This is a genomic window from Sedimentibacter sp. (genome assembly GCF_038562225.1).
Classification (GTDB): domain Bacteria; phylum Bacillota; class Clostridia; order Tissierellales; family Sedimentibacteraceae; genus Sedimentibacter.
Genome location: NZ_JBCFAS010000003.1, coordinates 481,285 through 495,400, shown reverse-complemented (window position 1 = coordinate 495,400; position 14,116 = coordinate 481,285). Strand labels below are relative to the sequence as shown.

At 39.8% G+C, this 14,116-nt stretch carries 18 protein-coding genes and 1 riboswitch; all 18 genes read right to left on the bottom strand.

Annotated elements, in window-relative coordinates; translation table 11 throughout:
- Positions 1 to 15: 15 nt before the first annotated feature.
- Positions 16 to 1,200 carry a flagellar hook-length control protein FliK gene (locus tag AAGU76_RS14145; RefSeq protein ID WP_342486156.1) on the bottom strand — a complete coding sequence of 395 codons (1,185 nt, stop codon included), beginning with the start codon at positions 1,198 to 1,200 and terminating at the stop codon, positions 16 to 18.
- A gap of 28 nt (positions 1,201 to 1,228) precedes the next feature.
- Positions 1,229 to 1,681: a flagellar export protein FliJ gene (gene fliJ, locus AAGU76_RS14140; protein WP_342486155.1), complete on the bottom strand. Its 453-nt coding sequence runs from the start codon at positions 1,679 to 1,681 to the stop codon at positions 1,229 to 1,231.
- Between the two features lie 15 nt (positions 1,682 to 1,696).
- On the bottom strand, positions 1,697 to 3,007 hold the full coding sequence (gene fliI, locus AAGU76_RS14135) for a flagellar protein export ATPase FliI (RefSeq protein ID WP_342486154.1): 1,311 nt from the start codon (positions 3,005 to 3,007) through the stop codon (positions 1,697 to 1,699).
- On the bottom strand, positions 2,997 to 3,764 hold the full coding sequence (locus tag AAGU76_RS14130; RefSeq protein ID WP_342486153.1) for a FliH/SctL family protein: 768 nt from the start codon (positions 3,762 to 3,764) through the stop codon (positions 2,997 to 2,999). Before AAGU76_RS14130 ends, fliI begins: the two co-directional genes overlap by 11 nt.
- Entirely contained in the window at positions 3,757 to 4,764 is a 1,008-nt protein-coding gene (gene fliG, locus AAGU76_RS14125) for a flagellar motor switch protein FliG (protein WP_342486152.1), read from the bottom strand. The genes AAGU76_RS14130 and fliG overlap by 8 nt, the downstream gene beginning before the upstream one ends.
- Positions 4,764 to 6,338, bottom strand: a complete 1,575-nt coding sequence (gene fliF / locus AAGU76_RS14120) for a flagellar basal-body MS-ring/collar protein FliF (RefSeq protein ID WP_342486151.1) — start codon at positions 6,336 to 6,338, stop codon at positions 4,764 to 4,766. The genes fliG and fliF overlap by 1 nt, the downstream gene beginning before the upstream one ends.
- A 29-nt stretch (positions 6,339 to 6,367) precedes the next feature.
- A complete protein-coding gene (gene fliE / locus AAGU76_RS14115; protein WP_342486150.1) occupies positions 6,368 to 6,673 on the bottom strand; it encodes a flagellar hook-basal body complex protein FliE in 306 nt (101 codons plus the stop codon).
- Positions 6,674 to 6,675: 2 nt separating this feature from the next.
- Positions 6,676 to 7,107 carry a flagellar basal body rod protein FlgC gene (gene flgC / locus AAGU76_RS14110; protein WP_342486149.1) on the bottom strand — a complete coding sequence of 144 codons (432 nt, stop codon included), beginning with the start codon at positions 7,105 to 7,107 and terminating at the stop codon, positions 6,676 to 6,678.
- Positions 7,108 to 7,119: 12 nt separating this feature from the next.
- Entirely contained in the window at positions 7,120 to 7,506 is a 387-nt protein-coding gene (gene flgB / locus AAGU76_RS14105; RefSeq protein ID WP_342486148.1) for a flagellar basal body rod protein FlgB, read from the bottom strand.
- 123 nt (positions 7,507 to 7,629) lie between these two features.
- A riboswitch (cyclic di-GMP riboswitch) is annotated at positions 7,630 to 7,711 on the bottom strand.
- Positions 7,712 to 8,349: 638 nt separating this feature from the next.
- A complete protein-coding gene (locus tag AAGU76_RS14100) occupies positions 8,350 to 8,589 on the bottom strand; it encodes a carbon storage regulator (RefSeq protein ID WP_342486147.1) in 240 nt (79 codons plus the stop codon).
- Positions 8,583 to 9,020, bottom strand: coding sequence for a flagellar assembly protein FliW (locus AAGU76_RS14095; RefSeq protein ID WP_342486146.1), 438 nt, complete (start codon positions 9,018 to 9,020; stop codon positions 8,583 to 8,585). The genes AAGU76_RS14100 and AAGU76_RS14095 overlap by 7 nt, the downstream gene beginning before the upstream one ends.
- Positions 9,021 to 9,028: 8 nt before the next feature.
- On the bottom strand, positions 9,029 to 9,637 hold the full coding sequence (locus AAGU76_RS14090) for a DUF6470 family protein (protein WP_342486145.1): 609 nt from the start codon (positions 9,635 to 9,637) through the stop codon (positions 9,029 to 9,031).
- A 15-nt stretch (positions 9,638 to 9,652) separates the two neighbouring features.
- The gene (gene flgL / locus AAGU76_RS14085; protein ID WP_342486144.1) at positions 9,653 to 10,696 is read right to left on the bottom strand and encodes a flagellar hook-associated protein FlgL; all 1,044 of its coding nucleotides are present in this window, start codon (positions 10,694 to 10,696) and stop codon (positions 9,653 to 9,655) included.
- Positions 10,697 to 10,707: 11 nt separating this feature from the next.
- Positions 10,708 to 12,246 carry a flagellar hook-associated protein FlgK gene (gene flgK / locus AAGU76_RS14080; protein WP_342486143.1) on the bottom strand — a complete coding sequence of 513 codons (1,539 nt, stop codon included), beginning with the start codon at positions 12,244 to 12,246 and terminating at the stop codon, positions 10,708 to 10,710.
- Positions 12,247 to 12,256: 10 nt separating this feature from the next.
- Positions 12,257 to 12,718, bottom strand: a complete 462-nt coding sequence (locus AAGU76_RS14075; RefSeq protein ID WP_342486142.1) for a flagellar protein FlgN — start codon at positions 12,716 to 12,718, stop codon at positions 12,257 to 12,259.
- 9 nt (positions 12,719 to 12,727) lie between these two features.
- Entirely contained in the window at positions 12,728 to 13,003 is a 276-nt protein-coding gene (locus tag AAGU76_RS14070; RefSeq protein WP_342486141.1) for a flagellar biosynthesis anti-sigma factor FlgM, read from the bottom strand.
- A gap of 82 nt (positions 13,004 to 13,085) precedes the next feature.
- Complete coding sequence (locus tag AAGU76_RS14065; protein ID WP_342486140.1) at positions 13,086 to 13,565, bottom strand: chemotaxis protein CheW; 480 nt, start codon at positions 13,563 to 13,565, stop codon at positions 13,086 to 13,088.
- Positions 13,566 to 13,593: 28 nt separating this feature from the next.
- The gene (locus AAGU76_RS14060) at positions 13,594 to 14,094 is read right to left on the bottom strand and encodes a chemotaxis protein CheW (RefSeq protein ID WP_342486139.1); all 501 of its coding nucleotides are present in this window, start codon (positions 14,092 to 14,094) and stop codon (positions 13,594 to 13,596) included.
- Positions 14,095 to 14,116 lie beyond the last annotated feature (22 nt).

Here is a 14,116-nt window from a genome sequence, read left to right as displayed (position 1 = left end):
CCTCCTTTCCACTGCTTATGGCATAGCACTTAATCTCATGATTTGTTCAAAATCGTTGTTTTCTTCGTCATCCTTATCGTTTGACTTGTAGACGTAAGTATTTTTTTGTTGCTGACGCTCCCGGTCCTGACTGTAGTAAAGCTGACTTTGTTCATAAAGCGGTTCCTGGTTCTTGACTACCACATTAACGCTGCCTTCAGAAACCTTGTTCAGCACTTTTGCCAGTTCTTCGGAGTTAGAAAGCAGAAGTTTGTGTGTTTCTTCATTGTGAGCCTTTACTTCCACCGTGAGGCTGTTGTTCTCATAAGTCATCTTTATATCAACCTTGCCCAGATTTTCAGGGTTTAGCTCCATGGTCACATTTTTTGTTCCGTCTGTACCCTCGTTGACCATCAGCACAATCCTATCCTCTATCTGAGACATTACGGAAGACTTGATTTCTGAGGACACATCGCTTACCTGGATTATCCTGCTGCTGTAATCCGGAAGATTGCTCCTGGCAATTCCTGCATTGTAGTCAATCTCTTGTTTCAATTTGTTCCTGCTGCCTTCGATTTGAGATATGAGCTTTTTGGCAAAGGTACTGTAACTGTTTGAGTTTTCAGTGACCTGGTTATTCCAGACGCTGACTCCAACGAATTTTTCACTGCCTTCTGCCTTGATTGTCTCTCCCGCTGCGCTTCCTTCCTGCTTAGCCTGAAATAAGGGAACACTCATGTTCTTTTCAACGTTTCCCGCCGGATAGTTCTCATAGCCGGACTTAAGCTGGCTTGTTGAATTGACCGGATAACCGTAGCCGCTTATTCCCGCAAGATAAACCATGCTGTTGTTTATTTTCTCGTCTTGTGTTTCTTCCTTTGTGCTTAGCTTATTCGGTCTTGCCGAAATAAATGCTTCATCATCTGCTTGGTTTAACAAAGAAGTAATTGCTTCATCCTTTTTATCAAGAACGTTTCCGATTAAGCTGCCCAAATCCGTGTTTAAAGCAGAAAGAACAGTTGCGTCCGAAAAGCCACCCAAACCCTCGATGTTTAACCCGCTGACAATTTCATCAATACCGGTTATGATTTCTTTGTCGCCATGCAGCATGGAATTCATCATTCCCTGGAATGTGCCATTCGATGTTTTTGCAGTGGCCGCCTTACCCTGAACCAGCCTGGTGCCTGTTGTCGGCATAATATTTGTCAAATTGACATTCACTAATTTCACCTCCTTTCAAATGAAATGTCTATACATAGTACCCAGCTGAAATTGTTTTGTTTGAAACGAACTCTTCGATGAAAAGTTCTTCATTTTTCAAAAGAGCACTGTTGTATTTCTCAAGTTCCTTTTCTTTCAGCTTTTCAAAGCTTGATATTTCTATGTTCTTGCTGATAATTTCCTGTCTTTTATCTTCTATCTTTTTCACCAGGTTCGCTTTTTCTTCTTCTTTAAGTTCAATTTTTTTCAATATGCCGCTCATGTACATTTTGTAATAGGACATTTCTCCAACAGATATGACCACTGACGATTTCTCGTTGAATTCCGTTTCAACTTCGGAATATTTTGCTTTAAGTCCCCTTATTTCCAATTCTGTTGCTGTAAGCTCACTGTTAAGGCTACTGAGCTCTGCCTTCAGATTCTCAATAATTTGTTTCTTTATTTCCAACACCTTTTCCAGTGAAAAACTGAACTTTTTCATTTTTCCCCCCACATTTTATATTTGCTGCATAAGTTCAAGCACATCATCATAAGAATATTTATCGTAAACTCCCTGAGTCAGAAAGCTGTTTATTTTCTCTATTTTTGAAATTGCCTCATCCAGCCTTGGATTGGTTCCTTTTTTATATGCTCCTATGGATATGAGATCGTAGTTTGCATAGTAAACTGAAAGCAGATCCCTTATTTTCCTGGCACTGTCGTTTTGCTCACTTGATACTATGTCGTTCATGAGCCTTGAAATGCTGGCGTTTATGTCTATAGCCGGATAGTGGTTTGAATTGGCGAGTTTTCTGGTCAGAACAATGTGTCCGTCCACTATCCCCCTTACCGTGTCTGATATGGGCTCATTGGTATCGTCTCCTTCAACGAGTACTGTGTATATGCCTGTTATGGATCCGGTGCTGAAGTTGCCGCTTCTTTCTAAAAGCTTAGGCAATTCTGCATAAATTGAAGGTGTGTAACCTCTTGCAACAGGCGGTTCGCCTGTTGCAAGGCCTATTTCCCTTTGAGCCATGGCAAACCTGGTAAGCGAATCCATCATCAGAAGCACATCCAGTCCCTTATCCTTGAAGTATTCGGCGATGGTTGTGGCAACAAGAGCACATTTTACTCTCAGCATGGCCGGTTGATCTGATGTTGCTATTACAAGAACGGACCTTTTTAAGCCTTCTTCCCCGAGATCTTTCTCAATGAATTCCCGTACCTCTCTTCCCCTTTCGCCAACCAGTGCAATGACGTTTATGTCAGCTTTCACGTTTTTTGCAACCATTCCCAATAGTGTGCTCTTCCCCACACCGCTTCCTGCGAATATTCCCATACGCTGACCTTTTCCTATGGTCAGCAGCCCGTCTATGGCTTTAACGCCAAAGCTCAGGTTTTCATCAATCCTTGGCCTGGTAAGGGGATTTATGTATTCATTGTCCACATAGCAGAATTCCTTGCTGTTAAAATCTTCTCCTCCGTCAATGGGATATCCTGTTGCATCAACAATTCTTCCCTTCAGAAAATCTCCCACTGGAATTTTCAGCTTGTTGTTGGTTGATACCACAATGTTTCCAAGACCGATTCCCTTGATGTCCTCATATGGCATGAGCAAAACCTTCCCGTCATTGAAACCGACTACTTCTGCGCGAATTTTCCTGTCCATGGAGCCATTCATTATTTCACATACTTCGCCGATTTTGTGCCTGTTTCCGGTAGCTTCAATCATCATACCCGAAATTCTCTTAACCTTGCCGATATGCCTGCAAAAATCTTCCCTGTTCAGGATTTCACGGACATGTCTAACTTTTTCTTCAAATCCCATTTTTACTGAGCACCATTTCCTTAAGATTGTTAAGCTGAGTGGTAATTCCTGCGTCCACAATGCCTTCGGGCGTTTCGATTATGACGCTTCCTTCTTCAAGCTCCTTGGAAATTTCTATCTTTACATCGCTTGAAATCTTACTAAGGTTGCTTATGAGTTCTTTGTCTGCTTTTATCTTTTTAACGTCTTCTTCACCGGAAATGAATATTTTAATCCATTCGATGTTTCTGTAGTTACTTATTGTATTGTCTATTATTTTTGAAATCACATTTTCGTTTGCATCTATTTTCTGCCTGATGATTTTTTCAGCAATGCTGATTGCAAGACTTGTAAGCCCTGCTTCATGCCTTGTGATTATTTCTTCCTTATCCTTTTCGATTTCTTCAATCATGTATGATATTTCGTTGACCATGGCCTGGTTTTGCCGTTTTATCTCATCTGCAATCTGAATTTTTCCTGCTTTGAATCCTTCTTCATAGCCTTTGTTCTTTCCTATTTCCATGCCGGCATTGAATCCTTCTTCATAGCCTCTTTTTTTAAGCTCTGCTATTTCAGTCTGAGCATTTCTTTTGGCTGCACTGATGATTTTCATGGCTTCTTCGTTGGCTTCCTTCAGTATGATCTCCCGTTGGTTGTAGATTTCATACAAATCTTCTCTGGGAGTGCTGATCACCTGAGGTTCAGATTCCACTCTGCCGACGTTTTTGACATATTTGTCATCATATACCACATATTTGGCTTTAACTATACTAGACAATAATATCATCCTTTCCGCCCTTAGATATGAAAAGCTCTCCTTCTTCCTCCAAGCGCCTGATTACTGAAACGATTCTCTGCTGAGCTTCTTCCACGTCCCTGAGCCTTACGTTGTGAGTATATTCAAGCTCTGACTTGATCGTCTCACCCATCTTTGTAGACATGTTGGCAAACAGCATGTCTGCAACTTCCCTGTTGGAGCCCTTGATTGCAAACACCAGATCCTTGCCGTCAACTTCGCGCAGGAATCTTTGAATTCCAAGGGAATCCATTGTGACGATATCTTCAAATACAAACATTCTCTTCCTGATCTCATCTGCAAGCTTGACATCTTTCTTGTTGAGCTCGTCAAATATGTATTTTTCGTTGCCTCTGTCCATGTTGTTCATTACGTCAGCAACGTAGTTTACTCCGCCGATTTCTGTGAAATCCACCGATACGATGGAATTGAATTTCTTTTCAAGCTCTTCTTCCACATACCTGATGATTTCAGGAGATGTACGGTCCATTTTAGCTATTCTTTCAACCACGTCTATTCTTTTTTCCTTTGGCAGCTCGGCAATAACTGCTGATGCCTGATCTGCCCTGGCATATGACAATATCAGTGCTATTGTCTGAGGATGCTCGTTCTGAATTATTGTCAAAAGATTCTTATAATCAGCTTTTCTTATGAATTCAAATGATTTTGTCCTTAAGGTTTTTGTGACCCTCTCAAGGAGGCTGGAAGCAGTCTGTGCTCCGAATGCCTTCTCCAGAACGTTTCTTGCATATTCGAATCCGCCTTCTGTTATTACCTTTTGTGTCAGGCACAGATCGTAAAAATCCTTTAGGGTTTCTTCCATTGTTTGCGGACTCAAATGCTGAAGCCTTGATATTTCGTATGTTAGCTGTTCAATTTCATCTTCTTTCAGATATTTGTAAATTTTTGATGCATCGTCAGCTCCGAGAGAAATAATGATTGCCGATGCTTTTTGTTTTCCGGATAATTTAGTTTCTGCCATTATTCCTCGTCTCCCTTCAGCCAGGTTCTTATGAGCTGTGCTGCAATTTCAGGATTGCTGGATGTGAATTCCTTAAGCTGCTTCTTGATGGCCTGTTCCTGGGTTTCCTGAATCTTGATTCCTTCCTGAATATCATGCCATGAGTAATCTGTTGCTGAAGCCTCTGCTTTCGCGGAGTTTTTGTTTAATTCTTCCTTTTTCTTTTTGCGCTTTCTCAGTATCAGGCTTATGATAAATATCATTACTGCCAGAACCGCCAATGCTATTCCGCCGAATATCAACATCTGCTGTAATGTCAAGCCGCTGACAACCTCAGGATCTGTTGAAACTACAGGAATAGCCGGTGCATCCGGATCGAAGAACAGCATGTTGTGAAGAGCTATGTCTTCTGTGGATATTCCCACGGAAAAGGCTATGAGTTCCTTCACTTCAGCCAGCTCCTCGTCTCTTATGCTAGCCCTGTTTATTACTGCTGCCACTGTAAGCTGCTCTATTTCACCCGGATTGTGTTCAATCTGTTCCTTAAGCTGGCTTACCAGATAATTGATGGAACTGGAGTCCTTAAAGTATATGTTATCACCCTGAACAACTACTCCTGGGTATGTGGGTACCTCTGCATTGGATTCTGTGCCTGCGACTCCGCCTACGGTTTCACCCGGTCCGGTTATTTCTCTTTCATTCTGGGAATTCCCCACAACCCCTTGCTTTGTTTCCTCATCAGGCAGGTATTGAAGCATTTCGCTGATTTTCTTATCAAAATTGATAGTGCATTTTGCAGATACCTTTACGTTTTCCTCACCGTAAATCTTAGCCAGAAATTCAGTTACGTTTCTCTCTGTTTCTTTTTCAAATTCCTTTTCTATTTCCAGCTTAAGCTTTATTGAGTTTGTCTGCTGCATTTCTCTGCTGGTCATGAGACTGTTTCCGTCCGTGTCGACAATTGCCACATTTTCTTCCTTCAGTCCTTCGACGCTTTTAACCACCAGCTGCATGATTCCGTCTGTTTGCGATGTTGACAGCTTCTTGCCGTTTTCGAGATTCACCTTTACGGAAGCTGAAGATTCAGACTTGTCCGTCTCCCAGGCGAAATTCGACTTTTCAGGCATATTTATTGTCACAATGGCTTCCTTTACTCCGTCAATGGTTTTAATTGAAGCCTGCAGCCTTTCCTGAAGCTGAAAAAGTTCATATTTTCTTTTTTCATAGTCGGTTGTCATGAAATCTATGTTTTCAGTAAATATGTCGTAGTTTGCTCCCGTACGCGGATGACCGGACTGGGCAAGCTGCATCCTGAGTGTGCTTTCCTGCTCTTCAGGTATAAGGATATTACCACTTTTTTCATACTTGTAGTCAACGTTGCTTTCCTGAAGTATCTGCATGACTTCAGCAGTTTCTTCATCGTCTATGTCGTTGAACAGAACCACATAATCCTTGTTGTTTAGTATGATTGCTATTACAAGAGCTGCAATGACCACAGCCGATGAACCGATAACTATGAGCTTTTTGTTTTTGCCGCTCAATTTAATCCAAAAATCCTTTATACTTTTGCCAATATTTTTGATTTGATCCGCCATTAAAAACTCCTACTGTATGAGAGTTCCGTTTACACTCCCATATTCATTATTTCTTTGTAAGCATCAATAAATTTATTTCTCAGCTGCAGCACCAGGTCCAGAGACAATTCAGCCTTTTGGACATTAATCATCAGGTTATGCACATCATCGCTTTCTCCCGTAGAAAGCTTGTATATGTCTTCATCTACTTGCTTTTCAGCACTTATGTAATCTTCAAGAGCATTGTTGAAAATGGATTTGAAAAGGCCGTTGCCACTTTCGCCTTTGCCGTCAGTCTTTATTAATTCGTTTATTTGATTGATGCCTTTAACAGGCTGAATTGGTTCTATAAACATTTCTACCTCCCGATTTCAAGAGCCTTAACAGCCATCTGTTTTGTTGTGTTCAGAGCTGTTATGTTGGCCTGATAAGCCCTGTAGGCTTCCATGATGTCTGCTGTTTCCTTGAGAGAATCCACATTTGGCATCCTTACGTATCCGTCCGGTCCTGCGTCGGGATGCTCAGGGTCATAAACAAGCTTGTATTCGCTTTGATCTTCGACTATGTCAGTAACTTCTACACCGCCGGGCTTATATTCGCTTAAATTTTTTACCATCATGTCTTTGAAACTGTTAGCCTCGGAAAGAACAACCATCTTCCTTCTGTACGGCTCTCCGTTTTCAGTACGTGTAGTATCAATGTTTGCAATATTCTCAGATATGACATCCATTCTGAATCTTTGGGCGGTAAGCCCTGATCCGCTGATATTTAATGATTCCAAAAAAGACATAGCAACCTCCGATTATTTTTTACCTTCCGATATAACTGACTTAAGCTTTGAAAAATAAGAATTCATTTCAGTGACTGTATACATGTACTGTAGCTGCGTCTTTGCAAGCTGAAGATTTTCCTTTTCCAGGTCAACGTTGTTGCCGTCAAGGCGCATGGACTGATCACCGTTTTCTTCGATAATAATACTGCTTGATTTAATCTTGCTGTTTGCTTCTGAAGCTGTTTGATTTAAACTATCCAGATTTGACTTAAGGAAGCTTTCAAAGTCAACAGATTTGCTCTTATACCCAGGCGTGGAATAATTAGCTATGTTTTCCATGGTGGCCTGCTGTCGCAGCCATAGTCCGTCCAGACTTTTATTCATTAAGTTTAAAATGATATTATTACTGATTTCCATCTGATTTTCCCCTTACCCTAAAAGTTGGCATAATAAAAAACATATATAAAATATATGTTTGCAAGTGACAATAATAAAACTAAATAAGTCATAATTATAGTTATGATTATGTATAATATTACTATTGGCAGCTGGCAACCATAGATAATCCTTAGGCCCTATAGCTTTGTGTCGCTGTCTTTCGACAGGTTTACTATTTACAATATTCTTTTGTGCTAACAAAAGTTATTATAATCGAAAATTTTACAAAATGCAAGCTTTTTCGACTTGGCTTTTTTCGCAATATTATACCTTTTTATGTAATTTTATTATAGAAGTAATTAATATAAATACATGTTACTTTTTCTATTCAACCTCATACATTGTCTAATTATTAATAAGCTCAAAACAAAAAAGACATACAAAAAAGCATATTTTTGCATGTCTCATTATTTAATTCATTAATTCGATTATAAATATACACAATTAGGCAGAAAATTTTTGAAAAAAAATCATTTTCTACCTTCTGTCTGCATCTAGTAAACTGGTCTCAAGCCTTGAGCATTGATTTTACCTGTTTTTCCGATTTGCTTATATTAAATTATCAATATTTCGTCCAGTTCTTTTTGCTGCCTTATTACTAAAATTCGAACTTAGCATCACAAAATTCAGGGTACTCTTATAATTTTTTATTATTTTGTCATCTTTTTGCCTGATTATTTTTTTCTGAGAGCTTATAGCTTGCCTTTTGTCATATCGCCTTAAGCTGCAATTATTTCCAAACAAAAAGACATGCAGCCCTGTGCACATCCTAATATTAAATTTCATAAAATGCAATCGGGAAAATTCTTTTAAAACAGCTTCCTATCTCTTGTCTGCGTTACGTAGGCTGTCTCTTAAGCTGCTAAGGCTGATTCTGCTTATCTTTTCCGATGCACTTTTATTAAATTCACAAGTCTCAGCAAGTTCCTTTCTGGTAATCTTGACATCCTTAGGAGCATTGATTGCTATTTTAACCTTGTCCTGGGAGATTTCTGAAATTATTATCTCAATGTCATCCCCAATAAGTATGGATTCCGATTCTTTTCTTTTAATGACTAACACTCAGAATCCCCCTCTCCGATTATTTTGTATCTCAGAGGATATGTATTTTGCAGTATGACCTGTCTTGCCTTTTTTGTCTGCGGATTTATAGCAACAGGACTTTTCAAATTAACAATAGAATCCTTGAAACTTTCCTTTATTATAGCAATTACAAGAAATTTAAGATCAGATTCGCTTTTTGCCTCTAGATCATTTAAGTCGTCCTCATTGACAACAGGATCATACTTTAAAAATATGGCGTAGGGATCGATCATTACAAACGACAGATCGGCGTTTTCAACAGACTGAAGGTACATGATGTCATCTTCCTGACCATCTTTCAAAATTACATACTTTTTATATTCTTCAAATCCGTACATCCCGCTGTCGAATCTGATTACATCTTCTTCATTTACATCAATGTCTCCAAAATCTCTCGTGTTAATTTTCATAATCTACCTCATACCCTTGTATCTATTGCCTTATAATCAGGATTCGAACTTGGCGGAACAAAAATTGGTGTACCGACATAATTTATTTCAACTCTAGGATACTCATTTATAATGAACTCTATGCTGCCGGGTATGAACTTAATTTCCGGTCGTTCAATATTCCAGTCAAAATCAAGCTTATCAATCTCAAAATTTATGGAAAGCTCTCCTTCCTCCCATGAAATATCAGGTCCGATGCTTGGAATAAAGCCGATGTTGAAATCAACACTGCTGAGAAATCTTCTCATGGCAATTTCCGGATTGGGATTGTCCATGAAATTTATGTCAAGCTTAAGATTTCCTTCTTCGGCATATCTGGCAGTGGCTTCATAAGCAGCTTGAATTCCCTTCTGAGCGCTATCCTCAACTGACCTCATGGCGCTTTTGATGCCTGCTGAATATCTAGCTTCGACTGTGTCGATTTTCAGCCTTGTGGGCTTCATCTGCATCTGAACTCCGCCTTTGTCTCTGGTCATCTCAAAGGTCGCATCGGTGCTTATTATTTCAAATTTGGATTTATTAATTTTCAATTCCATGGACATGGGAATGGTTTTAATCTCTATAAGAGGCTCAATCATAAAATCTCTCCTTGATTATTTCATAAAATCAATAAAACTGTTTTGAAGAATCTTGTTTCCCATTGATAGCGCTGCATTGTAGGCATATTCCTGCATTGAAAAATCTACAATTGCTTCGGCGCTGTCCACCTGCTCGACGTCAACCAGTTTTTCATTCAGGTTGTACTGAATGTCTTCATTTCTAAGTTTAATAAAATCCAGGTAATTTGTTTTAGCTCCGATATCGGTTATTCCTACAAGAACCTGTTTTTTCTGACGATCAAACTCATTGATGAAGGGGGTTATTTTTTCCAGTGAATAGTCTGAGCTTCTTAATTGTTCTTTCATTTTCTCAAGCAGAGTGTAGAGATTGTTAGGCACAGGATTTCCGTCTGCATCAAGCTCTGTATTTCCATCAGCATCTGTTGCATTGCCGTAGCCCATAAAACTTATGCCTGCCATTGATATATTGAACACAGTGTCTTTATTGAGGTTCCCTGTGCTGTCAAATGTCATTCCAAGGCCGATGTCGATGTTTATTACTTCATTCATGAGCTTTTCCATATCCACGTCATTGCCGGCAGAGTCTTTACATGTATTCACGTTTACACCCTTGTAAAGGAGATTACCAGAGCTGTCCACCGTAAATGGAATTTCATCTTTGCTTGTACCGCCAAAAACATACCTGTCACTGAACTTTCCGTTTAATGAAGCCAGTACGGACTGCTGCAGATTTTCAATTTCCTTTGCAATTATTTCTCTGTCATCAGATCCCATTGTACCGTTTATTCCCTGCAGGTATGAAGTATACACCCTTCCCAGGTTGTCGCTTATTTCTGTCAGATTTGTTTCTGCTGACGTAAGGAACGAGTCAACATCGCTGATATTTGTATCATACATCTCTGTGGACCTGTATTCTCTACGGAGCTTGTATGCCTTAATGGCACTGACCGGATCTTCCGAACCCTTGAAGAACTTTCTTCCTGTTGAAACCTGTTCATTCAAATAGTTCATGTCGTTGGCCTGCTTGTTTAAATTTCTTATATATTTGCCGGTCATCATGCTTGTTGTAATTCTCATATTTTCACCGCCTATCTTGCCATTTCGTTAATCAATGTATCAAGCATCTCATCCAGGGTTGTCATCAGCCTTGCAGCCGCATTGTATGATTTGCTGTATGTAAGGAGGTTTACTCCTTCTTCGTTCAAGTCCACCGAGGACATGCTGCTTCTTGCATATTCTATCTGATACTGCGTCTCCGAATACGTGTCATATGATGTCTGAATATCTGCCACCTGAAGGTTGAGCCTCGTGGTGGTGAAAGAAAGAAATTCCTGGAAAGTGCCCACAAACAGAGATGTATCCGCGCTGTCTGACGTTTTAAACTCCATGTCGGACTGGAACTTCGATATCATCGTGAGTATGTTGTCTGTAGCTCCGGTGCTGTCCCCTTCTGTGTTAATAGCAGTGTTCTTGATGTATGATCCTGATGACTTGGCCCACGAATCGGCTATCTTGATGTTGGACGCAGTTATAGCATCACCGTTTCTTTTGTCAAAAAGTGGCTTGTCAGAACCGTTTACTTCATTCATGACCGTTGCAAACTTGTTTGCCAGTGTGTCAAGCATTTTCTGGTAGTACTGCACTCCTTTAGTTTGTGAATCCACATCAGTGGAATCTGCAAATTCGCCCTTGCCGTTTAAAAATTTAATATATCCGCCAATTTGCCCCTTGTCTATCAAGTCGGTCAAATTTGTGTTAGTGTTGCTCTCATCAATGTTTTTTGTCAGCAACACATTTACGTCGCTGCTGCCGTCCTCCACTGATGATGAAAACTCTGCATACTTGTCCCTGTCAACAATGTTTACCTTGCTGCCGTCGGACAATTTAAGCTTGATCACGGTCTCATCGATAGATTTTCCGCCGCCTATATCCAACGGCTCAATTGAAACTTCTATGTTTAAATAGCCTGACAGCTCATCTATGAGCGTGTTTCTCTTGTCATTTAGCTCCAGGGCCGGATTCCCGCTGATGTTGTCAGCCTTGATCTGATCATTCAGTTCAGAAATGTTCTTCAAAAGCTGGTTAACCTGTTCTACAGCTCCGTCATGAAGATATGTAAGCTGCTGTTCCCTTATGGTGCTTATCTGCTCTGAATAGTTGTTGAACATCTGCGTGAGCAATTCTGCCGAAGTTCTTACAACTCCCTCCAATACCGGATCAGAAGGTGAAGATGTCAGCGAATGCAGCTGCTCCAAAAGATCAGAAAACTGAGCATCAAGTCCGTCGGTGGTTATCTCATCAAGCACTTCCTCCAGGTCGCTGAATGCTTCCAGCTGTACTTCCTGGCTTCCGACCTTTGCTGCCTCTGTTCTGTACCTCAGGTCCAGAAAGGAATCCCTGTACTGACTTACTCCGGAAGCTGCAACACCTTGTCCGATGATTACTCCATTTATGCCGTATTTAAGGTTGCTGGTGCTGAATGAAACAGAATTTATGTCAAGCCGCTGTCTGGTGTAGCCCTGAGTATTCACGTTGGAAATATTCTGCCCTACGACGTCCATTTGATTCTGGCTTACCGTCAGTGCGCTTGTTGCTGTTTTGAATCCTAAAAATGTTGATCTAAGCATAGTTTCTCCTCTAAATTTTTTTAGAAAGCAACAGGCTTTTAGTAGTACCGCTGTCTTTTGCTTCTTCCTTTAAATATGTGTTTTCGTTCTGTCCCAGCAAGCTCATGGCCTTATCTATTCTTCGAAGCCTTACTTCGATTACAGTCTTGCACAGACTGCTTATTTTTTTCACTTCGTTTATGAGCCTGTACAATTCATCATATGACTTTGTTAGCGGCTCTTTGCTTTCATCCTTGGACAATTCGATTATTTCCTTCAGGGTCTTATTTTTCATTCCGATTTCTTCAAGATGCCTTGTCTTTCTTTGATCAAGGCCCCTCATCTTCAAATGAAAAACCTGCTCCTGGGCTACTATTTCATCCAACAAGGCAGTGTCATCCTTTATGACCGCATCATATTTTTTATATTCCAGCTCCAAAAAATTACCATAAAGCTCAGCGCCTTCTCTGAGTATTTCACACAAAGTATTCATATCAGCCTCTTATTTCATAAGTTTGTTTACTATTTCGTCAACATCAATGCTGTAAGTCTTGTTGTTAAGACTTTCCTTTATCCTCTGTATCTTTTCTTCACTGGTTTCTTTATTGACCTGTGAAACAATTTCTTTCTTCACTTTGGAAACATTGCTGTCGCCTTCAACGGAAGTCTTTTTTATATCGATAACATCATAATTTTTGGCCTTGGCTTTTTCTTCGTTCTTTATGGGCTTGTTGCTTTTGTTGTAGCCCATGTAGTTGTTAATATTTTGGATTTTCATATAATACCCCTGTAATGTTTTATATATAGATAATCGGCATTGTTCAGATTTAATTTAGTTTTTAGGAGACTTTTTATAAATATCAGTTCGTGGTCATTATCTTTTCTTCGTCAAGAATCAACAGCACTTCACTGTTCTTCTGTCCTTTTGCTACTCCCTTAACATACCCTTCCTTGTACATCTTTCTTATTTCTTCCGAATCTTCGAACTGAGTAATGTTTTCAACGGAAAGCACTTCATCAACCAGTATTCCCATGAATGAATTGTCGTCTTCAAATACAATGACCATTTCCTTGGAGTGAATATCTGATTCTTCGTATTCTTCTTTGATTGATTTCATACCGAAAAGCATCCTAAGGTCAATAAGAGGAATCACATTACCTCTCAAATGTATGAGACCAAGCATGTGCTTGGGCACATTGGGAACCTTTGTCACCTTTTCCGGCAACATGACTATTGAAGTTATTTTTTTGCTGTTTACGGTGTACAGATTGTCTTTTATTTTAAACACAAGCCATGGAAATTCAATTTCTTCAAGTTGTTCTACCGCTTCTTCATACATAATATTTCTCCTTCATATCCGTTTTTGACTAAATGGTGTTTGTGATCATTTCGATTTCTTTCTCGCTGAGCATTTTCTTGAGGTTCATAAGCAGAACAATTTTGTTCTCAAGCTTAGCTATTCCCGTTATGTATGTGTTTACATAGTCGGAACCCATCCTTGGAGGATTTGATATGTTGTCCTCACGAATTTTCGCAACCTCATCAACGGAATCTACAATGAAGCCCATGTATGAATCATTTATGTTTGTCACGATGATGCATGTTCTCTCATCGTATTTCTTTTCTTCCTTCTTTAATCTGAGCCTTACATCTATAATGGGAATTATTGTTCCCCTAAGATTAATTACTCCCTTGGCGTAGCTTGGGAATTCCGGGACCTTTGTGATCTCCTGCATTCCCACAATTTGAACAACATCAGCTATCGGAATGCCAAAATGCTGTTGTTCCGTAAAAAATGTCAGATATTTATTCTTTAAAGTGTCTTCGTCCAGATTGATTTCTTCGATGGTGGTTATTCTATCCTGCATGTGATTCACCTCATAATATAGT